Annotated in this window: 28 protein-coding genes and 1 pseudogene; 18 read left to right on the top strand and 11 right to left on the bottom strand. The window is 47.5% G+C overall.

Annotation, left to right across the window (positions count from 1 at the left end):
- Nucleotides 1–24 precede the first annotated feature (24 nt).
- Nucleotides 25–660 carry an energy-coupling factor ABC transporter permease gene (locus tag B2X00_RS06610; protein ID WP_290486617.1) on the top strand — a complete coding sequence of 212 codons (636 nt, stop codon included), beginning with the start codon at nt 25–27 and terminating at the stop codon, nt 658–660.
- Here B2X00_RS06610 and yfbV read toward each other — a convergent pair.
- On the bottom strand, nt 657–1,088 hold the full coding sequence (yfbV, locus tag B2X00_RS06605) for a terminus macrodomain insulation protein YfbV (protein ID WP_290486616.1): 432 nt from the start codon (nt 1,086–1,088) through the stop codon (nt 657–659). The two genes, B2X00_RS06610 and yfbV, sit on opposite strands and share 4 nt — an antisense overlap.
- A gap of 214 nt (nt 1,089–1,302) precedes the next feature.
- On the opposite strand from yfbV, the gene B2X00_RS06600 reads away from it, so the two are divergent.
- The 5 genes from B2X00_RS06600 to B2X00_RS06580 are packed head-to-tail and all read left to right on the top strand — an operon-like array spanning nt 1,303 to nt 4,094.
- Nucleotides 1,303–1,773, top strand: coding sequence for a PTS glucose transporter subunit IIA (locus tag B2X00_RS06600; protein WP_290486615.1), 471 nt, complete (start codon nt 1,303–1,305; stop codon nt 1,771–1,773).
- Nucleotides 1,770–2,114, top strand: coding sequence for a Spx/MgsR family RNA polymerase-binding regulatory protein (locus B2X00_RS06595; protein ID WP_290486614.1), 345 nt, complete (start codon nt 1,770–1,772; stop codon nt 2,112–2,114). Before B2X00_RS06600 ends, B2X00_RS06595 begins: the two co-directional genes overlap by 4 nt.
- On the top strand, nt 2,102–3,253 hold the full coding sequence (dapE, locus tag B2X00_RS06590) for a succinyl-diaminopimelate desuccinylase (protein WP_414653706.1): 1,152 nt from the start codon (nt 2,102–2,104) through the stop codon (nt 3,251–3,253). The genes B2X00_RS06595 and dapE overlap by 13 nt, the downstream gene beginning before the upstream one ends.
- Nucleotides 3,250–3,939, top strand: coding sequence for a M15 family metallopeptidase (locus B2X00_RS06585; RefSeq protein ID WP_290486612.1), 690 nt, complete (start codon nt 3,250–3,252; stop codon nt 3,937–3,939). Before dapE ends, B2X00_RS06585 begins: the two co-directional genes overlap by 4 nt.
- Nucleotides 3,940–3,941: 2 nt before the next feature.
- Nucleotides 3,942–4,094: a DUF2897 family protein gene (locus tag B2X00_RS06580; protein WP_290486611.1), complete on the top strand. Its 153-nt coding sequence runs from the start codon at nt 3,942–3,944 to the stop codon at nt 4,092–4,094.
- A gap of 20 nt (nt 4,095–4,114) precedes the next feature.
- Here the strand turns inward: B2X00_RS06580 and purC are convergent, their stop codons facing one another.
- From purC to dapA, 3 genes are read right to left on the bottom strand one after another with little or no spacing between them, the layout of a single operon-like run.
- The gene (gene purC / locus B2X00_RS06575; protein WP_290486610.1) at nt 4,115–4,828 is read right to left on the bottom strand and encodes a phosphoribosylaminoimidazolesuccinocarboxamide synthase; all 714 of its coding nucleotides are present in this window, start codon (nt 4,826–4,828) and stop codon (nt 4,115–4,117) included.
- A gap of 14 nt (nt 4,829–4,842) precedes the next feature.
- A complete protein-coding gene (gene bamC, locus B2X00_RS06570; protein WP_290486609.1) occupies nt 4,843–5,940 on the bottom strand; it encodes an outer membrane protein assembly factor BamC in 1,098 nt (365 codons plus the stop codon).
- Between the two features lie 11 nt (nt 5,941–5,951).
- On the bottom strand, nt 5,952–6,830 hold the full coding sequence (dapA, locus tag B2X00_RS06565) for a 4-hydroxy-tetrahydrodipicolinate synthase (RefSeq protein WP_290486608.1): 879 nt from the start codon (nt 6,828–6,830) through the stop codon (nt 5,952–5,954).
- 159 nt (nt 6,831–6,989) lie between these two features.
- Between dapA and bcp the strand changes: the two genes are divergently transcribed.
- A complete protein-coding gene (gene bcp, locus B2X00_RS06560) occupies nt 6,990–7,460 on the top strand; it encodes a thioredoxin-dependent thiol peroxidase (RefSeq protein WP_290486607.1) in 471 nt (156 codons plus the stop codon).
- 42 nt (nt 7,461–7,502) lie between these two features.
- On the opposite strand, the gene B2X00_RS06555 is transcribed toward bcp, so the two are convergent.
- Nucleotides 7,503–8,579, bottom strand: coding sequence for an AI-2E family transporter (locus tag B2X00_RS06555; RefSeq protein WP_290486606.1), 1,077 nt, complete (start codon nt 8,577–8,579; stop codon nt 7,503–7,505).
- A 136-nt stretch (nt 8,580–8,715) separates the two neighbouring features.
- On the opposite strand from B2X00_RS06555, the gene B2X00_RS06550 reads away from it, so the two are divergent.
- Nucleotides 8,716–10,185, top strand: a complete 1,470-nt coding sequence (locus B2X00_RS06550; RefSeq protein WP_290486605.1) for a M48 family metalloprotease — start codon at nt 8,716–8,718, stop codon at nt 10,183–10,185.
- Here the strand turns inward: B2X00_RS06550 and B2X00_RS06545 are convergent.
- Complete coding sequence (locus tag B2X00_RS06545; RefSeq protein ID WP_290486604.1) at nt 10,177–10,644, bottom strand: TlpA family protein disulfide reductase; 468 nt, start codon at nt 10,642–10,644, stop codon at nt 10,177–10,179. The genes B2X00_RS06550 and B2X00_RS06545 overlap by 9 nt on opposite strands.
- Nucleotides 10,645–10,701: 57 nt before the next feature.
- On the opposite strand from B2X00_RS06545, the gene arsC reads away from it, so the two are divergent.
- Genes arsC through B2X00_RS06530 form a run of 3 tightly spaced genes read left to right on the top strand, consistent with a single transcriptional unit; the run spans nt 10,702 to nt 12,036 of the window.
- A complete protein-coding gene (gene arsC / locus B2X00_RS06540; RefSeq protein WP_290486603.1) occupies nt 10,702–11,052 on the top strand; it encodes an arsenate reductase (glutaredoxin) in 351 nt (116 codons plus the stop codon).
- A complete protein-coding gene (gene wrbA / locus B2X00_RS06535) occupies nt 11,049–11,630 on the top strand; it encodes an NAD(P)H:quinone oxidoreductase (protein ID WP_290486602.1) in 582 nt (193 codons plus the stop codon). The genes arsC and wrbA overlap by 4 nt, the downstream gene beginning before the upstream one ends.
- Nucleotide 11,631: 1 nt before the next feature.
- A complete protein-coding gene (locus B2X00_RS06530; RefSeq protein WP_290486601.1) occupies nt 11,632–12,036 on the top strand; it encodes a DUF2069 domain-containing protein in 405 nt (134 codons plus the stop codon).
- On the opposite strand, the gene hda is transcribed toward B2X00_RS06530, so the two are convergent.
- Nucleotides 12,029–12,757, bottom strand: a complete 729-nt coding sequence (hda, locus tag B2X00_RS06525; protein WP_290486600.1) for a DnaA regulatory inactivator Hda — start codon at nt 12,755–12,757, stop codon at nt 12,029–12,031. The two genes, B2X00_RS06530 and hda, sit on opposite strands and share 8 nt — an antisense overlap.
- Nucleotides 12,757–13,857 carry a DUF2066 domain-containing protein gene (locus B2X00_RS06520; protein ID WP_290486599.1) on the bottom strand — a complete coding sequence of 367 codons (1,101 nt, stop codon included), beginning with the start codon at nt 13,855–13,857 and terminating at the stop codon, nt 12,757–12,759. The genes hda and B2X00_RS06520 overlap by 1 nt, the downstream gene beginning before the upstream one ends.
- A 187-nt stretch (nt 13,858–14,044) precedes the next feature.
- Here B2X00_RS06520 and B2X00_RS06515 point away from each other — a divergent pair, with 187 nt between their 5' ends.
- Nucleotides 14,045–15,334: an MFS transporter gene (locus B2X00_RS06515; protein WP_071462582.1), complete on the top strand. Its 1,290-nt coding sequence runs from the start codon at nt 14,045–14,047 to the stop codon at nt 15,332–15,334.
- Nucleotides 15,335–15,355: 21 nt separating this feature from the next.
- Here B2X00_RS06515 and pgm read toward each other — a convergent pair whose 3' ends face one another.
- On the bottom strand, nt 15,356–16,987 hold the full coding sequence (gene pgm, locus B2X00_RS06510) for a phosphoglucomutase (alpha-D-glucose-1,6-bisphosphate-dependent) (protein ID WP_290486598.1): 1,632 nt from the start codon (nt 16,985–16,987) through the stop codon (nt 15,356–15,358).
- Nucleotides 16,987–17,475 carry a replication initiation regulator SeqA gene (locus tag B2X00_RS06505; protein ID WP_290486597.1) on the bottom strand — a complete coding sequence of 163 codons (489 nt, stop codon included), beginning with the start codon at nt 17,473–17,475 and terminating at the stop codon, nt 16,987–16,989. Before B2X00_RS06505 ends, pgm begins: the two co-directional genes overlap by 1 nt.
- 101 nt (nt 17,476–17,576) lie before the next feature.
- Between B2X00_RS06505 and B2X00_RS06500 the strand changes: the two genes are divergently transcribed.
- From B2X00_RS06500 to B2X00_RS06475, 6 genes are all read left to right on the top strand, one after another.
- Entirely contained in the window at nt 17,577–18,365 is a 789-nt protein-coding gene (locus B2X00_RS06500; protein WP_290486596.1) for an alpha/beta fold hydrolase, read from the top strand.
- A gap of 59 nt (nt 18,366–18,424) precedes the next feature.
- A complete protein-coding gene (locus B2X00_RS06495) occupies nt 18,425–18,640 on the top strand; it encodes a DUF2788 domain-containing protein (protein ID WP_071462578.1) in 216 nt (71 codons plus the stop codon).
- 15 nt (nt 18,641–18,655) lie between these two features.
- The gene (ybfE, locus tag B2X00_RS06490) at nt 18,656–18,979 is read left to right on the top strand and encodes a LexA regulated protein (RefSeq protein WP_071462577.1); all 324 of its coding nucleotides are present in this window, start codon (nt 18,656–18,658) and stop codon (nt 18,977–18,979) included.
- Between the two features lie 3 nt (nt 18,980–18,982).
- Entirely contained in the window at nt 18,983–19,510 is a 528-nt protein-coding gene (gene fldA, locus B2X00_RS06485) for a flavodoxin FldA (protein ID WP_290486595.1), read from the top strand.
- Between the two features lie 62 nt (nt 19,511–19,572).
- Nucleotides 19,573–20,016, top strand: coding sequence for a ferric iron uptake transcriptional regulator (gene fur, locus B2X00_RS06480; protein WP_071462575.1), 444 nt, complete (start codon nt 19,573–19,575; stop codon nt 20,014–20,016).
- Between the two features lie 2 nt (nt 20,017–20,018).
- A complete protein-coding gene (locus B2X00_RS06475; protein ID WP_290486594.1) occupies nt 20,019–21,062 on the top strand; it encodes a saccharopine dehydrogenase family protein in 1,044 nt (347 codons plus the stop codon).
- Nucleotides 21,063–21,104: 42 nt separating this feature from the next.
- On the opposite strand, the pseudogene B2X00_RS06470 reads toward B2X00_RS06475, so the two are convergent.
- Nucleotides 21,105–21,777 (bottom strand): annotated as a pseudogene (locus tag B2X00_RS06470) (glutamine--tRNA ligase); the annotation flags it as partial.

The raw sequence follows: 21,777 nt of genomic DNA, 5'->3' as shown, positions 1-21,777 counted from the left end.
TAATTAATATAGAGGATCGCAATCATGGCGCTGCTTCTTAACATTGTCGCTCTATGTATACTCATCGCCACATGGATGAACGACAATTGGCGAATGTTGAGACGCAGCCGCCTTCTACAGCACCTGCTATTTGGCTCGGCGGCCATCATTTCGTTTATCTGGTTATTCTCAGCCAAGCTGGAACAAGGGTTAAGCATTCATTTTCTGCTAATCACCACCATCACACTGATGCTTGGCTTTCGCTACGCGCTGCTCGCAGGTGTCGCTATTGTCGCTGTTAATAGTTTGCACAGTAACTACCCTATCGCTAGCGTCGGTGCACTTTACCTGAGCCATATCGTGATACCCGCGGCAGTGACCTATGTCGCTTATGCGGTAATCTATCACCGGCTACCGAGACATCCATTCATCTACATTTTTTTAAATGCATTTATTGCCGCAGCGGTTGCTATTGCCGCCACTCATTTGGCTCATGCCGCGTGGGCACTCACCACAGCAATGTTAACCCCAAAGCAAGTATGGGAAAATTACTTAATGATAACGCCATTAGTGATGTTCCCAGAAGCGCTTCTCAACGGTATGGCCGTTACCTTAATGGTTGTCTACCGTCCTAATTGGTTAGTGACGTTTAATGACAAACAATATATTGACCCGAATTAATGCTGTTCAGGTGGGAGAACGGCGAGTGCTTTTTGGAGCACTGTGGCTAAATCCATATACGTGGGCCCGCCTGTCGAAGGCCGCTCTAACACAGCACGACTTTGTTTAAGTTTATCGCGTAGCTCCCAGTACCAGCTTCTCAACCGTATCGGCAACGGTTGATTGGCGCGCCAACCAAACCAAGCCATTAACTGCAGTGGCATACTGAGAATCACCAAAGAAGTCATCAATCCTTGTTGCCAGTAAGCATGTAAAAACTGCCAATGCAAAACGGCGTTGACTACTGCAATCGCGGGCACCCACTTTTCCATTAAGCGCAGTAAAGGCACCAAGCGTGTCTCACGGAATGCAGCAACAACTGCATGCCGAGGCCAACGTTTGGCATATTGATGTCCGTCTTTAAATAATCGGAATACACTGACTTTCACACTTTATTCCTTAGTTGCAACTGCGCTGCAGTTATTCAAGTTATCAACGTTTTCTGTGGATAACTTTGTTGATAGGGTGTACTCATTAACTCACACCGCCCTAGCTATATACGCTTTTGCTTACTGGACGTATTATAATCAACTTGAGGTTTGTTTTGCACCTGTCCGGCGAATTCAGATAAGCTACCAGATATCATAGTTCATTGGAGAGTTCATGCCCGCTTTCTCTTTACTTGCACCCTGCTCGGGTCGTGTAGTTGACTCAAGCCACCACCCAAGCCCACTTATTCGTTCGCATTGGCTAGGGCATACCACCTGTATCGATGTATCGAGCAATCAGTTGCTTGCTCCAACGGCTGCGAAAGTCGACTACGTTTCGCCGGCGGGAAACTTTATTCACCTTCTCAGTACTCAGCATGGACGGATCATGTTGTTCCTCGGCGCACATGAGCAGTCAACAAAAATACCCGCTATTCAGCGTCATATTAGTAGTGGCGATGAAGTTGAGCGTGGCGCACCACTCTTATCGCTTAATCAAACGTTACTAAGACAACAGGCAAACTTATACAATTTAATGGCCGTTATACTGCAGCCCAACATCGAATTCGATACACTTGCGTTACGTAATAGTGGTGCTGTCACCGCGTTAGAATCAGAGTTAGTTATTCAAAAGGACGTATCATGATCAAAGTGCATGGCATTAAAAACTGTGACACGGTAAAAAAAGCATTAAAGTGGCTTGAACAAAATCACATCGCATATCAGTTTCGTGATGTTCGTGAAACTCCCCTGAGCACCGAAGAGGTGGAAAGCTGGTTGGCAAAGATCCCCGCTGAGCAACTAGTTAATAAACGCAGTACAAGTTGGCGCCAACTCGATGAATCGCAACGCGACCTGAGTAACCACAATGCCGTCAGTCAACTTATCGTCGAGCAACCCACGCTATTTAAGCGCCCACTCGTTGAAGCAGACGACGAGATGCAAGTTGGATTTAATGCGCAACAGTGGGAGGCATGGTTAGCCTAATGTCTAGCAGCGAAACGTTACAACTGGCCAAATCGTTATTGGAGCGTCCATCGATTACGCCTGCCGATGAGGGCTGCCAAGTACTATTAGGTGATCGGCTAAAGGCACTCGGGTTCGAACTCGAAACGATGGTATTTGATGATACCACCAACTTATGGGCTCGATACGGTCAAGGCAAACCCGTGCTATGCTTCGCTGGCCATACTGACGTTGTGCCGCCGGGCGATCCTAATGATTGGTTGTTTCCACCATTCGAACCAACTGAACATCAGGGTTACCTATATGGTCGCGGCGCTGCGGATATGAAAGGCAGTCTGGCAGCAATGATTGTTGCTGTTGAACGTTATCTAAAAGCGGTTGATGAGCCGCCGTTTGATCTTGCATTTTTAATTACAAGTGATGAGGAAGGTCCATTTATTAATGGCACTAAACGTGTCATGGAAACGCTCGAGGCACGTAACGAAAAAATCACATGGTGTATCGTCGGCGAGCCCTCAAGCACTGAAAAACTGGGTGATGTCGTTAAAAATGGTCGCAGAGGGAGTCTGTCAGGCTCACTCAGCGTTATCGGTGTGCAAGGTCATGTGGCTTACCCACACCTCGCTGAAAACCCCGTTCACAAGGCTTCTAGTGCACTGGCAGAATTGGTGCAAACACACTGGGATGATGGCAACGACTATTTTCCCCCCACTACCTTTCAGGTTTCTAATATTAATGCGGGCACCGGCGCAGGCAATGTGATCCCCGATCGGTTAGATGTTGAGTTTAACTTTCGTTTTTCGACTGAGTCGACTGCTGAACAATTAAAGCAACGAGTGGAAGCGATACTCGAAGCGCACCACCTTAACTATCGACTCAACTGGAAACTGAACGGTCCCGCATTTTTAACCGAAAAAGGTTCATTAATTGATACCGTACAGTATGCAATCACGGAAATCTGCGGATATTCAACTCAGCTGTCGACAGCGGGAGGTACCTCCGATGGCCGCTTTATTGCTCCAACAGGTGCACAACTGGTTGAACTCGGTCCGGTTAATGCCACCATTCATAAGATCGATGAGTGCGTTAAGATCAGCGACTTGGAGAAATTAACTGATGTGTATCAAGCGATTTTAAAAAGAATGGGAAGCGCCTTATGATGACTGTGATGCAGCGTCTTGGTTTGATGGAAGACCATTTGCAGAGAATGCCCGAGGGTCATTTGCTACATCCATTAGCCGCACAGGCTTTTTTAAATATGCAGGCTGCTGCTAAGCACGACGGCATTAGCTTAGCGATTGCCTCGGCCTTCCGTAGCTTTGACCGTCAACGCATGATTTGGAACCGAAAATGGCGCGGTGAACGCGTCATCAACGATATCGACGGTCAGCCCTTAAAGACTGACAAACTGAATGACGAAGAAAAGCTCCATGCGATTTTGCATTGGTCCGCTTTACCAGGTGCAAGTCGACACCACTGGGGGACTGATATAGACATATGGGATCCATCGGGTTTTACAGAGGATAGTCCGTTGCAGTTAATTCCGGCAGAATACGAAGATATCAATGCGCCGTGTTATCAGCTCTGGAGTTGGTTGAAAGCACACGCCCATGACTATGGCTTTTTCTTCCCATACCGAGTATATCAAGGGGGCGTTGCACGCGAGCCGTGGCATCTTAGCTATCAACCACTGGCTCAACAATTACAGGACCTACTTACAGTAGGCGAGCTTGCGGAAGCCATAGAACGCGCTGATATTGAGGGAAAAACAATCATCCTTACGCACCTAGAAACCATTAAGCGGCGTTATTTTGATACCATCTGTGAGAGTAGTCAGGGAGGCTAATTATGCAAGACCATTGGGTGTGGTTAATTATCTTATTAGTTGTTGGCGTTGTACTGAGTAACCTCATGGTACTCAAGTACAGCAGTAAATTTAAGTGGCCGACCAAAAAAGAGTCGCCCAAAGAAGATTCTAAGGACGACTCATCTAAACAGTAAATTCGGGTCAGCGGTCTAACCTATGAGAACTGGACACCCAAACGCTGACCGACTTCTTTGTAGGCCTCAACGACACCGCCGAGCCCTTGACGGAAACGGTCTTTATCTAGTTTTTCTCGAGTTTCAGCGTCCCACAGTCGACACCCGTCTGGAGTAAACTCGTCACCTAACACCAGTTCACCATCGAATACGCCGAACTCAAGTTTGTAGTCAACTAACAAAAGACCAGCTTGCTCGAACAGTGACTTCAGTACCGAGTTGACCTTAAACGTCAGTGCTTTCATTTGCTCGATTTGTGCCTTGGTTGCCCAACCAAATGCTTCGATGTGGTATTCGTTGACCATCGGATCATGCAAAGCGTCGTTTTTCAAAAAGAACTCAAAAGTCGGCGGGTTTAAGATTTTGCCCTCTTCCACACCTAAGCGACGAACCAACGAGCCCGCGGCAACATTACGAACAACGCACTCGACCGGAATCATATCGAGTTTCTTGACCAGAGATTCCGTATCGCTTAGTAATTCATCCAGCTGTGTTGGAATGCCTGCGTTTTCCAATTGCGTCATGATGAAATGGTTGAAACGATTATTAACCATTCCTTTATCTTCAAGTTGTTCCACTTTTTCCCCATCAAATGCGGACGTGTCATTGCGGAACTCCAACACCAACCGTGATGGGTCGTCCGTTGTATAAACGGTTTTTGCCTTACCACGATACAGCTCGTTACGTTTTTCCATAGGTTGTGTCGCCTTTACTGTTGACTTGCTACTTTTAATGCTTTCTCAAAAGCTGGCTTGACCGACTCGAGCCACGCTTGATCGACTACTTCATCGTTTGACCAAACGGTGATTGCGGTATCGTCACCAAACTCGACTAATCGAACTTCATATTCACCCTCTGGGATATTCAGCGAATCATAATCATCGCCCCCGATGAATAGGAAGCCTGAATCAGGTTCTGAATATTCAACGAAATACGTACCCGCTTCACGGTTCAAGTCATCAATCGCTAAGCCAATTTGCTCCAACGCTTGACCTGTTAATACCCATGCATCGTCAAAGTCCAACTCAACAATATAAGCAGGCTGCTGTTTCGCATTGCTTCCTACCGAAATAGGCACACCCGCCTCTCGAATCTGCTGGATTGACTGTTGGTGCACACGGTTGACTTGAGATACAACCTTGTTCACTAAATCAACTGCTAAGTTATGTTGCGTCAGCTCTGACATATCGACGCTCTCGCCATTGACCGTTTGCGACACATCATCCAACGCCACTTCCAACGCAGTCGTTCTTCCGTGACTCTCAGGTGCTTGTGTCAGCACATAACGGAAACTTTGTTGTAACGATACTGTTGTTTCGTCATCACCAAAAAACCAAGAGCTATCCTCACCTTCAACTTCGTATTCATCTTGAATCGTGAGCGATTCTGTCGTCCATTGATTCTCGCCGGTTTGCGTATAGGTTAACCCTTTGCGCTGCAATACTTGGTCTGCCGCCTTCCACACTGTATTTGCGACGGTATCAGGCATGCCTTCAACGAGGTCGAAATAGACACGAGGCTCGTCTTCATTTTCTAAAACACGGCTACCTAAAGCCACTGGATGAACCTGTCGAGGCGATACCACACGAACATCCTCGCCTACTGGACCCGCAACGTCAGCAGGTGGAATGTTATACGTGTTGCTGTAATCTGGAGTCTCTAAGTTAGACGGCACCGTCAACTCTTGGCGTTGGTTAAGCTCTACGTATTCAAAGTCGCCATTCGGCTGCTCTTTTTCGATCGAGCTACACGATGCGAGGGTTATCGTCGCCAACGACGTCACGATGGCTGTACGGCGAAAATTCATTTCCACTCCTGCTACTTAAGTAGGTGTAATTGATTCAGTGAGCGTTCTATAACAAGCTGGCTATCTTCGCTTGGTGGGGTCAATGGCAAGCGGTAATTGGCGCTGCATTTTCCCATCAAAGCCAAAGCCCACTTTACTGGAATAGGGTTGGACTCAATAAACAACGCGTTATTTAGGTCACGCAGCTGGGCATCAATCTGCTCCGCTTTTTCGCGCTCACCGCGCGTTGCCGCATCAACTAAGGCTTTTATCTGTGAGGGAACGACGTTAGCCGTTACGCTAATAACACCATGGCCTCCGCGTAACATAAATTCACACGCAGTCGGATCATCCCCACTCAACAAGATAAACTGATTGCCACAACGGCGTTTCAATTCCTCAACGCGCGTTACATCGCCCGTTGCTTCTTTAATGCCAATGACATTATCAATCTCAGCTAATCTTTCAACCACTTCTGGGGGCATATCTAAAGCCGTTCGGCCTGGGACATTATATAAAATTTGTGGTTTATCGGATGCCTCAGCGCACGCTGTATAATGCGCAATAAGGCCTTCTACTGAGGGTTTGTTATAGTAAGGTGTAACGTTGAGAAACCCATCAACGCCAAAGTGAGTCATTTTTTCTGTGAGTTGAACGGCTTCCGAGGTTGAGTTCGAACCATTTCCACCAATCACTTTAATGCGGCCATCGGCAAGTTCAACCATCGCTGCAACCACATCAATATGTTCTTCATGGCTAAGTGTCGTTGACTCTCCTGTCGTCCCAACCGCCACGATCGCATCTGTACCAGACTCTACATGGAAATTGACGAGTTCTTCGAGTTCGTTATAGTCAATATTTCCATGCTTAGTTAGCGGCGTCACCAAGGCAACAATACTACCTGTTAACATATAGGCTCCAAATTCCTAATCATGGGGCCTAATGTTACTGGTAGCCCCAAATAAACACAAGACTAGGAACACATAGCAAGCAATTTGTTCCCTTCATTTTAATCCAAACTTAGCTTCGCTATCATATATACACTGGATATTCATTCGCAGGAGTCGAAAATGGAACGATTGCAAGCAGGTGACAAAGCACCTAACTTTGAACTTTTAGATAAAAATGAAGAAAAAGTATCTCTACACGACTTGCTGAAAGAGCATCGCGTGTTGGTGTATTTCTATCCCAAGGCAATGACACCGGGCTGCACTGTGCAAGCGCAAAATCTGCGCGATGAGAAAGAAAGTCTACTCAAGCACAATGTCGTATCAATCGGTATCAGTCCTGATGCACCGAAACGTTTGGCCAAGTTTACCGAGCGTGATGAACTTAACTTCACCTTACTCAGTGACGAGGATCACGCCGTTGCTGATCAGTTCGGCGTCTGGGGACCGAAAAAGTTTATGGGTAAAGAGTACGATGGCATCCACCGCATTAGCTTTTTAGTTGAGCAAGATGGTACCGTCAGCCACGTATTTGATAAATTCAAAACTAAAGAGCACCACCAAGTCGTACTTGACCATTTAGAGCAAAGCTAAATTCGGTGCAGGCAAGACGCAACCAGCGTTTTGCCTGCAATTCTACTGCACCTCATCGTGCTGAAATAACGCATCGCGACTCGACCACGCGGTAATCACAGCCTTCACCAAGCTGGCTAGCGGTATCGCAAAGAACACACCCCAAAATCCCCAAATACCGCCGAAAACCAGTACAGCTGCAATGATATACACCGGGTTTAGACTGACCGCTTCAGAGAACAACAATGGCACCAATACGTTTCCGTCGAGCGCTTGAATGATAAGATAACCTATCATCACATAGACGAATGGCCCCGTAGCACCAAACTGGAATAACGCGACTAAAGCGACTGGAATAGTCACCACAACAGCACCGATATAGGGAATCAGTACTGACAACCCAACCAGAATCGAGAGCAATGTGGTGTAACGTAAATCGAATGCGAAAAATACAGCAAAAGAAGTCACGGCGACCACGATCACTTCAATCGCCTTACCTCGAATGTAATTCATGATCTGCAAGTTCATCTCTTGACCGACCTGCGTGATTAGACGGCGGTTGGTCGGTAACACGCGGCTGACATGAGCTAACAGTACGTCTCTGTCTTTCAACATAAAGAACACCAGCAACGGTACAACGATTAAGTACACCAGCATCGCCATTACATTGACGAGTGAAGTCAATGAACTCGTTAATAGCTGCTCACCGAGCCCGACAACACGCCGTTTGACGGTTTGCATCAATTCAGTAATTTGCGCCTCATCGATGACTGAAGGGAACAGCTCTGGCAGCTTATGTAGCCAGACCTGCAGGTTGGCAAGCATATCTGGCATCTCGCGTATCAGTGTAGTACTTTGTTGCCATACCACGGGTACTAAGGTGAGTAGGCACAAGGTTGCTATACAGACGGTGAAGCTCATCACGATAATGGTCGCTGGTAATCGCCCAACGCCGGCATCGATTAAGCGATTAACGGGCCAATCGAGCAGATACGCCAGGGCAATCGCCGCTAATATGGGCGCTAAAATCCCACCGAAAAATACAATCAGTAAAACCGAAACGACCAGTAACAAAAATAATGTAACCGCATTCGGATCTGAAAACTTATTCCGATACCACTGCTGAATATATTGGAACATGCCGAGCTTCCTGTTCGGTGTGATTAATGACTCACGATGCTTGCAATCTTACGGTAACACCATAGAGTAGAAAAGGAACTTATTGTAAATTAATGACTCTACGTAGCATATTGCGTCATAACAGCGGTTAATGCGAATGTTGTACCTAAAAAAATTTCAGCGCTCAATGACAAGTGGTATTACCCTAGCGCTCATGATGGCGCTGCCAACCGCGTTCGAAGTACCTAAAGCATACGCTCAACAACGGAACCTACCAGAAATTGGTACCACGGGTGCTGGGTTTATGAGTATTGAGCGCGAAAAAGTGGTTGGCGATTATTACATGCGCCAGCTGCGCGCTTCTGCGCCTATCATTCAAGACCCGGTATTAAATAGTTACTTGAAGGATGTCGGGCAACGCCTTATCCGTAATGCCGATAACGTACGGTATCCGTTTTCTTTTTTTTGGCTCAACATCAACGAAATAAACGCCTTTGCTTTTATGGGGGGCTACGTCGGTGTGCACACCGGGCTGATTCAACAAGCTCGCAACGAGTCTGAGCTGGCTGCCGTGTTGGGACACGAAATTGCGCACGTTACACAGCGACACATTGTGCGAAGCATGGAAGAACAACAGCAGAATATGCCACTTACCATTGCCGGTGTTGTTGGTTCGATTTTGTTGGGGCTCGCCAACCCAGAAGCAGGAGCCGCAGGTCTTTACACGACGCTCGGCGCTACTGGCCAAGCACAAATAAACTACACCCGCTTGTTTGAACAAGAGGCCGATCGCATCGGCATCACAACGTTGGCTAATGCCGGCTTTGATCCCATGGGTGCGCCCAACTTTTTTGGTCGCCTAGCCGATCAGTATCGTTATGTATCTAAGCCCCCTGAAATGTTGTTGACGCACCCTGTCCCCGAGTCACGTATTGCGGATACACGTACCCGTGCCGAAGCCATGGGCCGTCGCGACGTACCACAAAGTTTAGATTTTGAACTGGCAAAGGCTCGTATTGACGCACGCTATACCCGCACAACGCCCAATAGTGAGTTTGTCAAAATGGCCCAGAGCGAGAACGTAATAAACCAGCAAGCAGGTGGCTATGCCTTGGCCATAAGAGCCCTTGACTCAAGTAATCCAGCAACGGCACAACAATGGCTGGCGCCTTTAATTGAACGCAACCCACGAAATCGTTTTTATATTGACGTACAAACCGACATCTACCTTGCACTGGATGAAAATGAAAAGGCACTGGACATGCTCAAACGTGAGTACACGCGGAGCCCTGATGACCCAGTCATCACTCTGAACTATGCCAACGCAGCTATCCGCTCGGGCGAAGCGGAACTCGGCGTGAAATTGCTCCGCAACTACCTGTTGACTGAACCTGATTCTGTAACTGCTATGGATCTTCTGACAGACGCCTATCAGCGAACAGCGGATCGCGCTGCCATGTACGAAACACGAGCTGAAGCACTGGCCTTGCGTGGCCGTTTTGATTTAGCAATCGATCAACTACAAACCGCGCAAAACCACACACAAAACAAGTTAACGGAAAAACGTCTTAACGCGCGTATTGATCAACTTAGGGCGGAGAAAGAGCGCTTAAAAAGGCTACTCTGAGCGCGCCTCTGCGACTGCTTTGTTAAGTGTCGCTTGAGTTTGCTCACCGAGCAATGGTCCTGTGACCTTGCCGTCCGGGCCAACAATGTAAGTTGCGGGTAACATTTTGGGCTTATCGAATGGCAACTGAGGTGCAGGTTGACTCAACGCCAGTGGAAAATCGATGCCATGCTTTTCTGCCAACGCGTTAATTTGTTGATTATTCATCGGGTCAAAGCTAATACCCACTAACGTCAGTTGACTGTCATTGCTCACAACGTCGTGGTGGAACTCATTGAGCTCCGGCAATTCACGTAAACACGGCGCGCACCACTCTGCAAAGTAGTTCACAACAACCGTATTGCCTTGGCTGCCTTGCCAATCGATCTCACTTCCATCATTCAGTTGAATATCGGGTGCCTTGGAACAGGCAACTAAACTCAACGTTAAAACACTTGCAATTAGCAATGACAATTTCATATTTGCCCCGTATTCGTTATTATAAGTTTCATCGTTTGACTAATAGAGTGAACTGAGATGACTGCAGTTACCATATACCATAATCCTCGTTGTTCAAAGTCGCGCCAAACCCTAGAGCTACTGCAAAACGAAGGTATTGAACCGACCATCATTAAATATTTAGATACACCGCCAAGCCAAGCTGAACTCAGCAACTTACTTCAAAAGCTTGACCTTAGCCCCCGTCAACTGATGCGCACTAAAGAAGCGGTCTATAAAGAACTGAATTTGGCAGATGAATCAGATCATGACGTTTTGCTGACAGCCATGGTTAACAACCCAAAGCTGATTGAGCGCCCGATTGTGGTTAAAGGCGATAAAGCCGTGTTAGGCCGTCCGCCAGAAAATGTATTGGAGCTCATCAAGTGAGCGCCTGTACTCTGATTATTTTCTACTTTAGTCGGGGCGGTCATACACGAGCGCTCGCCGATGCTATCGCCGAGGGCGTGCAAGCGACTGGAGCTGAAGTACTCATGCGTACAGTCGAGACCGATAACGACGCCGCGAGTATGCGAGACTTACCGCTAAGCAAAGAGGAATTGATCGACTGCGATGGGCTCATTATGGGTAGCCCTACGCGGTTTGGTCATATGAGCGCTACACTACAGAAGTTCTGGGAATCAACGAGTCGCGAATGGCTCAATGGCCAACTCATCGACAAACCTGCCGCAGTGTTTACTACCTCAAGCTCGCTGCACGGAGGACAGGAAAGTACCCTGCTCAATATGGCGTTGCCGCTACTTCATCACGGGATGTTGCTGACGGGTATTCCATATGACCAGCCCAGTCTCCACCATGCAGACGCGGGCGGGTCCCCCTATGGCGCAGGTGCGCTAAATGAAACGCCGAATGGCAAGCTCACAGCTAACGAACGCGCCAGCGCAGTAGCGTTAGGCCAGCGTGTGGCGAAAGTTGCGCAACAGTTGAAATCAACCAAGGATGCATAATATGGCAGCCGACATGGCACCTAAAACACGTTTTTTCCGGATCGCGACTCAACTGGGCTACTGGTTATTGTTGGCGCTATTGGTTATTTGGCATGGCGTCATGCCAGAAACTGACGAGGCGGCTCTACCGACCTATTTATCATTAATTTTCTGGGTACTTCCGATGCTTTTCCCACTATTCGGGCTTGTTAAGGGAAAGCCATACACCCACGCTTGGTTTAACTTTATTCTGATGTTCTATTTCTTGCATGGTCTGACAACAGTGTATACGCACCCAGATGAGCGTCTGTGGTCGGTGTTAGAGATTATCTTTACGACTATTGCCTTTATTGGTGCAACGGGGTTTGCACGTCATAGAGGACGTGAGTTGGGATTGGGTCTTAAAAAGCAAAAGAACGCTAAATAGCTAAGACTTGCTTAATAAAAGGGATAGTCAGTTTACGTTGGTGTGCGATAGATGCCTTATCAAGCTGATCGAGGTGCGCCAACAGATTTCCCGTATCTCGCCCTAGTCGGTGTAACATAAACATTGCGACGTCATGTGGTAACTGTAACCCTCGCCATTGGGCTCTTAACGTTAACGCTTTTGCCTTTCCATCGTCGTCCAATGGACTTAACTGAAATGCGGTTGCCCATTGCAAACGAGATCGCAGATCCGGCAGGTCGATATCCAGTTGACTGGCACTTGCTGACGCCGTCATCACCAGACGACAGCGTCCCTCGTCAGTAACTCGGTTGATCAATTTAAACAGTTCATAACACCAGTCGGGACTGGTCAGCACAGCGTCAATGTCGTCCAAACAAATAATATCAAACGCATCTAACCCGGCGAGCACCTGTTCTGCATCACTTTGTTTTAACTCAGCCAACGGCAGGTACATAACATGCGTATTTTCACTACCTTGCGATACCACTGCGTGTAACAAATGGCTTTTACCTGCACCTGAGGGGCCCGACAATAAGGTCAGTCGCACACCTTGAGTTTCATCAACGTCTTTATCCGCAATACGTTTCAACCAACGCACCACACTATCGTTCTGCTGTTCAAGATACGTTGTAAAGTTCTCGTCATCGGGCAACTGGACGGCGAGCGTTAGTTGCTGTGGTTGCTGCTTTCCCAGTGTCATTATTGATTTGCCACCCACCGATAAATCGTTTCATCATCGGTATCTTGTTTAACAGCTGCGAAAGGGTCTCGGTGTTTTTGCTGTAAGCGACCATCAAGCTCAATAGCTTGTAATAGATGATCCGGCGTATCGGTAAGCGTCACTTCAAAACGACTGAACGTCGGACTGTAGTCGGTCAGCTTGACGTGTTGCACCGAAGTCACACTGCCGAAAAAACGTTGCACATCCAAAATACTTTGCCAACCCTCGATACCCTCGATGCGAATCGGAAATTGAATGGCTTTACTTTCGCCCGAGGCCACGAGTGCGAACTCACTGGCGAGTGTTTCGTGGAGTTGCTCTATGAACGGGGTTGCTAAAAAATCTTTTGAGTTAGCATACACCTCACCCGATTTACGCATATCACCGACACGTGCCACCCAATCAAGGCGCCAGCGACCTTCTTGTTGCTGTGTTTCGTCGTCTGGGACGCCAAGATCGACGACCTTGGCTACAAGATAACCATCCGCGCGATAGCGTTGCGAAGCATTAGCAATCGGCGTAAGAAATCGACCCCAAATATCAGAAACAGAAACTGAGGTTGCGTCGGTTAAGTCCATTAGAGGAAATTGTAAAGGCAACCCACGTTGACGCGCTAGATGGCGAACTTGCTGAATGAAAATGGATTCGTCGTTAGCCGCCAAAATGTTTCGCCTGCCCCGTTCGTCGCTATTCGCGATCCACATCAGTAGTTCAGGTCTGCGACTGCCCCAGTAGGGCAATTGATTAACTTTAAATAATTCAGCAAGTTTACGACCATCAAAATTGGCAGTGAGATACAACGTCCCGCCATCGCGACGGTAGCCGTACTGCAACAGATAGTCCTGTAGTTGTCTCATGGCATTACGGACAGCACTATTGTTTAAGGTCTCTGCGGTGCCCGATATTTTCATCACTACTTGTTCAAAGGCCGCGCGCAAGGCATCATCACGCTGACTTGAAGTCTGTGATGCCACCTCTATTTCTGCCGAAAACAGGTCATCGATAAGTCGACCTTGAGCTGAGAAACAAAGTAATAAGCTGACTACACAGATCATCTGTCGAACTATTGCGCGCGTCATAAGTTAGCCTTAAAAAAATCGGTCATAAAATGCATGTTAAACACCCAAGCGCAACACGGCAAGTGACAACTTGTGGATAACCTTGTGGGAATGCATTCAACAACACAAATTGAAGTAATTCGCCGATAACCTAGTCAAAATCGGGTCATATCGCTAGAATAAAGCAAACTTCGTGATCAGGAACATTATGCTTAAAAAACAATTACGTGGCATTAGCTCGTTATTATCGAGTATCAGTTTGATTGGCGTCTGTGTCGGTATGACCAGTACGTTACTCAGTTTACGCGCCACGATTGAAGATTTTGGCACCCTGGTCACTGGCTTTATTATGTCGGCCTACTTCATTGGCTATTTATTTGGCTCGACTCGCGCGCCCAAAGATATTCGTCGAGTCGGCTATATACGCTCGTTTGGCGGACTGGCCGCCCTCGCCGCTGCCAGCGTTTTGGTGCAAGCCATTTGGATTGACCCGGTGGTCTGGTTTGTCATGCGTTTTATTACCGGTTTCGCTATTTCAGGTATCTTCGTCATTGTTGAAAGTTGGCTAAATACCATGGCTGATAACAAGAGCCGTGGCACCTTGTTATCCATCTACCTCGTTATTATTTACAGTGGTCTGATTGCCGGTCAGTTAATACTCGGTGTCGCAGATCCCGGTGGCTTTATCGCCTTTGCCATTGTGGTACTGCTTATCAATTTAGCACTCATCCCCATATTGGTAAGCGTCACCGTTGAGCCGACCACGCATGAAAATCGCAAAGTACCCGTAAAAATGCTACTCAATACAGTACCTTTGGGTGTTATTAACGCGTTCGTAATGCAGGCATGTTACGCCATGTTTTACGGTATCGGCCCAATGTACGCATCCTATATCGGTCTCTCCGTATTGCAAATTACATTCTTTATGTCGGCCTTCATTGTCGGTGGGCTACTCTCACAGACACCGTTTGGCTTGCTATCCGATCGTATCGATCGACGTATCGTCATCGCAATTTGTGCGGCAGGCGGAACAGCAGCCGCTATCGTATTGGCACAACTCGGTGCAGGTAATGCTTTATTAATTTATCTGGTCGTTGCAGTGCTCGGTGCCTTCATTCTGCCACTCTACTCGCTTGGCATGGCACACACCAACGATTACCTCGAGAAAGACCAGATGGTTGGTGCCACTGGCGCTATCATCAAAATCGGTGGTGCAGGTAGTATCATCGGTGCGCCCGCGGTCGCTGCTTTAATGCAGTTCGGTGCGATTAATTACTTCTTTCTACTGCTTGGCGGCCTCACCGCTTTTGTGGGTTGTTACGCACTGTACCGCATCACGCGTCGTGCTAAAGCGGAGGAACAGTTACATAGTAACTTTGCTATTCTAGCACCGTCGCAAACCTCTGATGAGCTATTAACTTCCATGGCGGAAGAAGCGCCAGATGAAGAGGACGATACCGAAGAAGAGGTGGATGGTACGGCGGTACTGAAGCGCTAACGCGCTCCAGTACTTTAACAATTACTGAATGAGCTCAGCGACCCAGTCGCGCGCTTCAGCAATGATTTGCTCGAGGTGTGCGGCTGATTTAAAGCTTTCCGCATAGATTTTATAAACCGGCTCAGTGCCTGAGGGTCGTGCGGCAAACCAGCCATCTTCTAACACGACCTTAACACCGCCAAATTGAGCGTCATTACCCGGCGCTTTTGTGAAGATATCGACAACTTTACTTTCAGCTAACGTGGCCAATTTCAATTTATAAGCTCGAATATCTTTGAAGCGCGCGTTCTGCTCTAAAGACGATGCCGTATCGACTCGCTGATAAAAGGCTTCGCCGTGCTGTGCACATAACTCTTTGTAGTAATCACTCGGGGATTTACCGGTGGCAGCTTGTATTTCGGCAGCCAACAATACCATCACGATGCCGTCTTTATCAGTGGTCCAAACATCGCCGTGGCGATCGAGCAAAGTGGCGCCGGCACTCTCCTCTCCTGCAAAACCAATATCGCCCGCACGTAGCTGCTGAGCGAACCATTTGAAGCCAACAGGCACTTCATAAACCTTACGTTGATTATCTTGTACAACGCGATCAATCATTTGGCTGGAAACGAGTGTCTTACCAATAGCAACATCAGCTCCCCATTCCCGCGACTTACACAAATAATCGATAGCAACGGCAAGATAGTGATTAGGATTCATTAGGCCATCCGGCGTAACGATACCGTGACGGTCGTAATCAGGGTCGTTTCCGCCGGCTAAGTCATATCGGTCCTTATAAGCCAAAAGGCCTGCCATCGCATAAGGCGAAGAGCAATCCATGCGTATCTTGCCGTCTTTATCGAGGCTCATAAACTGAAAACCTGGATCGACGTGATCGTTGAAAATATCGATATTGAGCTCATAAGTCTCAGCGATTTGGTGCCAATAGTCAGCACCTGCGCCACCCATTGCGTCAATCGCAAGTCGCAGATCAGCCGCTTTAATGCGTTGCATATCAATGCAGCGCGGCAAATCGTCTATATATTGTTTACGCCAATCGACAAAAACTAACTTTGGATGTGATAACACGTCTTCGCGTTCACAGGTATTAACACCTTGTAGCCCAGACGACAGTAACGCATTCGCGTATTTTTCAATCACCCGTGTGGCATCAGAATCGGCCGGTCCACCGTGAGGCGGATTATATTTGAAGCCACCATCCTGAGGCGGATTATGTGAGGGCGTGATCACCACTCCGTCACATTGCTTTTGCTGTTTAGCGTTGTGCGTCAAAATAGCGTGACTCAATGCAGGTGTGGGCGTATACCCATGCTCTGTTTGCACATGCACTTCTAACCCATTACCTAGAAACACATCGAGTGCCGAGATGTAAGCCGACTCTGATAGCGCGTGGGTATCCTTGCCAAGTAAAATCGGTCCGTCAATGCCCTGCTCTTCGCGGTAGGCACAAATAGCTTGGGCAATCGCTAAAATATGTGCTTCATTGAAACTTCGCGCCAGCGCGGAACCGCGATGGCCCGACGTTCCAAAACTCACTTTTTGATGAGCTTTACGTGGGTCCGGCTCATATACATAATATGCACTGACCAATTGCGCGATGTTTACGCTATCTTTAGCGGTGGCGGGCTGCCCCGCGCGTTCATGCACCGTCATTATAAAAAGTCCCTAATTTGCTCGACTTCAGGTTTGCTGTATCCAAGCTTTTGCGCAACCTGGGTCAACATCGATTTCTTCTTGGTTGTGTTATTGTTCGTCACCACCCAAAATGGTGACGAAGGAATCGCCTTTGGATTCGTACTATTACCACTGGTCAGCAGCGCTTCTTCCGATCGGGCAAAATATTGACGATCACGGCCACGAATAGTCAACACGGTTTCAAACTGTTCAGGGTGAGTCTTATACAGCATACTCAAAATGTAGAGAAAGCGTGCCACTACGCTTTTCTGCACATTAACATCTTGCTGATTTAAACGGTTAAACACAGAGTCAGTAGCGCTCTCTTCGACCTGAACCGGTTCAACCTGAGCTACACTGTCGAAGCCCAATAAACGGCGCAAAATATCTGATGCGCTCTCACCGATTTGCTGCGTGTGGCTCGCGATATACGCGTATAAATCGTCTTCAACTTCGATGCGTTTCATCGGTTTTTAATTCCTCATTGTTATCGATTCGCGGGGTTGACTTGCAACCGACCACTAAAGCTCGGAAAATATTAGCAAAGTTTAACACTAAAGGCACAACGATGGCAGAGTCAGAATTACTGCATTACGAAACCATGGGTGACAAGCAGAACCCCGCCGTTATTATCATTCACGGTTTGTTCGGAGATGGAGATAACCTAAAGAGTCTTGCTCGCGATTTAACGCCTGACTATTTCTGCGTACTCCCCGATGCACGCAATCACGGTGAATCTCCTCATCGTGAAAGTATGACTTACACGGAAATGGCAGACGATATCGTGGCCCTTGCTGATGAATTAGCTTTAGAACACTTTTCATTAGTTGGTCATTCCATGGGCGGCAAAATCGCCATGGAAGTGGCTATGCGCTATGAAGATCGCGTACAAGCAGCTGTTTTCGCTGATATTGCGCCCGTCGCTTATCCTGCCCATCACAATGGCATTCTAGATGCCCTAGCAGGTTTGGACCTAGACCAAATAGGCAGCCGCACCGAAGCCGATAAACAACTGAGTTCAGCTATAAAAGAAAAAGGCGTACGCCAATTTTTACTGAAGAACCTCCGCAAGGACGGTGACCATTTCGCGTGGCGGCTCAACTTAACTGCGATTACTGAGCGATACCAACAGATCGCTGACGGTGTGAGCGATGGTCATTATTCAGGCCCCTGTTTGTTTATTAAGGGCGGAAATTCAGACTACCTAACCGAACAGCACAGAGCGCAAGTGACTCAGCGTTTTAGCAATACACAGGTCAAAGTTGTTGAAAACACAGGCCATTGGTTACACGCTGAAAAACCACGTATTTTTAACCGTTTGGTCAAGGATTTTCTAGCGAGCCAAGGTCGTCTTTAACCGTCGACTGTGCTATTATAAGCAGCGTTTCTATCGGCCTATAAGGTGGTATCTTAAGGATGTTGGCTGAATATTATGAGCAAATAGAAGTACTCGTTACTAATATTACGCTAGGTATACTTTTCTTATTAATAGGCTTAGCCATTCGTGACGTACTCAAGCGTTCGTCGGTTCCCAAATTTGGACGCGTCATCGTGTGGATGGTTTTATTTTTGGGCTGTTTTGGCTTTATTGCCAAAGGTATCATCCAAGTAGTTTGGGAGGTCGGTGTCTAAATCGACCGAAAACACATGGCAAAAGAAAACACGGATAAAGTAACAATCGATTTGTTCGTTGATCAGCCTCGCAAAGGACGACCCCGAACAAATCCGCTACCGCGTAATGAGCAGTTAAAAATTAACAAACGTCGGCAATTGCAAAGAGACCGACGCCAAGGTAGAAAGCGTATTGAATTAAAAGTCGACCAATCGGTGCACGAGCATTTGAATGAGGTCGCGTCATCCTCCGGCTGTAACCGTAGCGATTTAGTCGAGGCGATGATTAAAATCTCGCTGGCAAACCCAGAACAATTGCTGCCAGCTGTCGTTAATTTAGTAAAATCAGGTGAAAGTTGATTTATGGCAACTGTTGGAATTTTCTTTGGAAGTGATACGGGTAATACCGAAGCGGTCGCCCACATGATCGAGAAAGAACTGGGCAAGAAGCTTGTTGAGGTCAAAGATATCGCAAAATCGAGTAAAGAAGATATCGCGAGCTACGACCTTCTCTTATTCGGAATTCCCACTTGGTATTATGGTGAAGCTCAGTGCGATTGGGATGACTTCTTTCCCGAGTTAGAAGAGATCGACTTTACCGATAAGCTAGTAGCTATTTTTGGGTGTGGTGACCAAGAAGACTACGCTGAGTACTTCTTAGATGCGATGGGTATGGTGCGCGATATCGTTGAAGCACGGGGTGCAATCATTGTCGGTCACTGGCCAACCGAGAGCTACAATTTTGAAGCTTCAAAAGGCTTAGTCGATGAGAGCCATTTTGTAGGTTTAGGCATTGACGAAGACCGTCAACCTGAACTAACTAAAGACCGAGTTACACAATGGTGTAAGCAGGTTTATGAAGAGATGTGTCTCGCAGAGCTAGCCAACTAGGATAGTTTTGCGCTATTTTGAGCAAAGCTACTGAACAACTAAACAAGAAAGCGAAGAGCACCATGGCGACAAATGATGAACAATTGAAAAAAGCTGGTCTTAAAGTGACGTCTCCACGCGTAAAAATTCTGGAGATTCTTAAGCAACCAGAGAATCAGCACATTAGTGCCGAGGACGTCTATAAAATTTTGCTCGAGCAAAAAGATGAAATCGGTCTCGCCACGGTTTACCGCGTGTTAAACCAATTCGATGATGCGGGCATAATCACCCGTCACCATTTTGAAGGCGGTCGCTCGGTCTTTGAGCTGAGCGCTAAAGAACATCATGATCACCTTGTCTGTTTGACTTGTGGTCATGTATTTGAGTTCGAAGATGATGTTATCGAAGAACGTCAGGTGCGTATTGCTGAGCAGAATAAAATCAAGCTGACTAACCACAGTTTATATCTGTACGGTGAATGTCAACGAGGTGAAGACTGCGAGTATAAAGCAGCTGAGGAAGCCTGATTATGGCGCTGCGCTGGCTGATATATGGTGCCAATGGATACTCCGGTAAACTCATTGCCCGTAAAGCAGTCGCCCGCGGTTATCATCCTGTTCTAGCAGGACGTAATAAGTCGGAAATCGAACATATTGCTGGAGCACTTGAGCTCCAGCATCGCATTTTCTCTCTTTCAGATCCCTCTCACGTCAAACAACAGCTGCACGACGTCGACCTCGTGATTAATTGCGCGGGTCCCTTTAGCAAAACCGCCGCGCCGCTTATTCAGGCGTGTATAAGCACCACTACGCATTATCTCGACATTACAGGCGAGATCGACGTGTTTGAATATGCACATTCGCAGTCTGAGGCCGCCAAAAAGGCAGGTGTCGTGTTGTGTCCAGGTGTAGGTTTTGATGTCATTCCTACGGACTGCTTGGCAGCTCGTCTGTATGCACAAATGCCTGACGCAACACATCTCGCGTTGGGGTTTGATTCGACCTCAAGAATGAGCCGCGGTACCGCCAAAACAAGTATTGAACGGTTGGGACATGGAGGCGCAGCGCGTATCGATGGTATTGTCAGCTCAGTGCCATTAGCATGGAAAGAGCGCCGTATTGACTTTGGCAACGGTGTTAAGTCGGCGATGACCATTCCATGGGGCGATGTGGCGACCGCATTTTACACCACGTCGATACCCAACATTGAAGTTTATATTCCAGCCCCACCTAAGTTAATTAAACGACTTCGTAGAGTGAACTGGTTACGTTGGTTGTTTAAGTCACGCTGGGTACAGAACCAACTGAAAGCAAAAGTCGATCAACGCAGTAGCGCGGGTCCAGATGAAGACGCACGAAAAGCCAATCCAACCTATATTTGGGGAGAGGTCAAAAATAAACGCGGTGACACGAAGTCGATGCGCTTCAAAATCCGAAATGGATACACCGTCACTGCCGAAGGAGCCGTTGAGGTCGCCCTTTATGTTCTGCAACACGAGGCGCAACCGGGTGGCTACTACACGCCATCCCGTCTATGTGGCGCTAAACTACTTGATCAGTTCATTGAACATTAAAAAAGCCGGCTTATGAGCCGGCTTTTTTATTGATAAACACACTTATGCAGCGTCGCCCTGCCGCTCGATTTTAGCCCAGCTATCACGTAGACCAACCGTTTGGTTAAAGATAAGGCGCTGTTCTTTCTCAGCGTCACTATCCAATACATAATAACCTAAACGTTCAAACTGGTACGGTTGCTCAACTTTCGCCTCGGCTAAGTTGGCTTCAACAAAGCCGTGCTTAACTACCAGTGAGTCAGGGTTTAGCGCAGCAAACAAGTCGTCTTCCGCGGCAGGATTCGGCACACGGAATAGGCGGTCATAGATACGAAACTCAGCTTTTTTCGCTGTGTCTGCGGAGACCCAGTGGATAACACCTTTCACCTTACGACCATCGGCTGGATCTTTGCCTAAAGTATCAGGGTCATAGGTACAGTACACGGTGGTCACCTGCCCGTCACTATCAACATCACAGCGTTCAGCTTTAACTACATAGCCATTTCGAAGGCGGACTTCTTTGTCTAATACCAATCGCTTAAACTTCTTGTTCGCCGATTCACGGAAGTCTTCACGTTCAATGTAGACTTCACGTGAGAAAGTCACTTGGCGGCTCCCCATATCCGGGTTATTCGGATGATTAGGCGCATCCAGTAGCTCCTGCTGACCTTCTGGATAGTTTTCGATAACCAGTTTAATGGGGTCCATTACCGCCATCGCACGCGGTGCATTTTCG

The sequence above is a fragment of the Idiomarina sp. UBA3162 genome, from assembly GCF_002364475.1.
Lineage (GTDB): Bacteria > Pseudomonadota > Gammaproteobacteria > Enterobacterales > Alteromonadaceae > Idiomarina.
Note: the sequence above shows the minus strand (reverse complement) of the source record. Positions and strands in the feature narration are given on the sequence as shown.

Bases quoted from the DNA above. Each gene is read 5' to 3' on its own strand.
- B2X00_RS06610 (WP_290486617.1), top strand. From the start codon at position 25: ATGGCGCTGCTTCTTAACATTGTCGCTCTATGTATACTCATCGCCACA.
- B2X00_RS06600 (WP_290486615.1), top strand. From the start codon at position 1,303: ATGCCCGCTTTCTCTTTACTTGCACCCTGCTCGGGTCGTGTAGTTGAC.
- B2X00_RS06595 (WP_290486614.1), top strand. From the start codon at position 1,770: ATGATCAAAGTGCATGGCATTAAAAACTGTGACACGGTAAAAAAAGCA.
- dapE (WP_414653706.1), top strand. From the start codon at position 2,102: ATGGTTAGCCTAATGTCTAGCAGCGAAACGTTACAACTGGCCAAATCG.
- B2X00_RS06585 (WP_290486612.1), top strand. From the start codon at position 3,250: ATGATGACTGTGATGCAGCGTCTTGGTTTGATGGAAGACCATTTGCAG.
- B2X00_RS06580 (WP_290486611.1), top strand. From the start codon at position 3,942: ATGCAAGACCATTGGGTGTGGTTAATTATCTTATTAGTTGTTGGCGTT.
- purC (WP_290486610.1), bottom strand. From the start codon at position 4,828: ATGGAAAAACGTAACGAGCTGTATCGTGGTAAGGCAAAAACCGTTTAT.
- bamC (WP_290486609.1), bottom strand. From the start codon at position 5,940: ATGAATTTTCGCCGTACAGCCATCGTGACGTCGTTGGCGACGATAACC.
- dapA (WP_290486608.1), bottom strand. From the start codon at position 6,830: ATGTTAACAGGTAGTATTGTTGCCTTGGTGACGCCGCTAACTAAGCAT.
- bcp (WP_290486607.1), top strand. From the start codon at position 6,990: ATGGAACGATTGCAAGCAGGTGACAAAGCACCTAACTTTGAACTTTTA.
- B2X00_RS06555 (WP_290486606.1), bottom strand. From the start codon at position 8,579: ATGTTCCAATATATTCAGCAGTGGTATCGGAATAAGTTTTCAGATCCG.
- B2X00_RS06550 (WP_290486605.1), top strand. From the start codon at position 8,716: ATGTTGTACCTAAAAAAATTTCAGCGCTCAATGACAAGTGGTATTACC.
- B2X00_RS06545 (WP_290486604.1), bottom strand. From the start codon at position 10,644: ATGAAATTGTCATTGCTAATTGCAAGTGTTTTAACGTTGAGTTTAGTT.
- arsC (WP_290486603.1), top strand. From the start codon at position 10,702: ATGACTGCAGTTACCATATACCATAATCCTCGTTGTTCAAAGTCGCGC.
- B2X00_RS06530 (WP_290486601.1), top strand. From the start codon at position 11,632: ATGGCAGCCGACATGGCACCTAAAACACGTTTTTTCCGGATCGCGACT.
- hda (WP_290486600.1), bottom strand. From the start codon at position 12,757: ATGACACTGGGAAAGCAGCAACCACAGCAACTAACGCTCGCCGTCCAG.
- B2X00_RS06520 (WP_290486599.1), bottom strand. From the start codon at position 13,857: ATGACGCGCGCAATAGTTCGACAGATGATCTGTGTAGTCAGCTTATTA.
- B2X00_RS06515 (WP_071462582.1), top strand. From the start codon at position 14,045: ATGCTTAAAAAACAATTACGTGGCATTAGCTCGTTATTATCGAGTATC.
- pgm (WP_290486598.1), bottom strand. From the start codon at position 16,987: ATGACGGTGCATGAACGCGCGGGGCAGCCCGCCACCGCTAAAGATAGC.
- B2X00_RS06505 (WP_290486597.1), bottom strand. From the start codon at position 17,475: ATGAAACGCATCGAAGTTGAAGACGATTTATACGCGTATATCGCGAGC.
- B2X00_RS06500 (WP_290486596.1), top strand. From the start codon at position 17,577: ATGGCAGAGTCAGAATTACTGCATTACGAAACCATGGGTGACAAGCAG.
- B2X00_RS06495 (WP_071462578.1), top strand. From the start codon at position 18,425: ATGTTGGCTGAATATTATGAGCAAATAGAAGTACTCGTTACTAATATT.
- ybfE (WP_071462577.1), top strand. From the start codon at position 18,656: ATGGCAAAAGAAAACACGGATAAAGTAACAATCGATTTGTTCGTTGAT.
- fldA (WP_290486595.1), top strand. From the start codon at position 18,983: ATGGCAACTGTTGGAATTTTCTTTGGAAGTGATACGGGTAATACCGAA.
- fur (WP_071462575.1), top strand. From the start codon at position 19,573: ATGGCGACAAATGATGAACAATTGAAAAAAGCTGGTCTTAAAGTGACG.
- B2X00_RS06475 (WP_290486594.1), top strand. From the start codon at position 20,019: ATGGCGCTGCGCTGGCTGATATATGGTGCCAATGGATACTCCGGTAAA.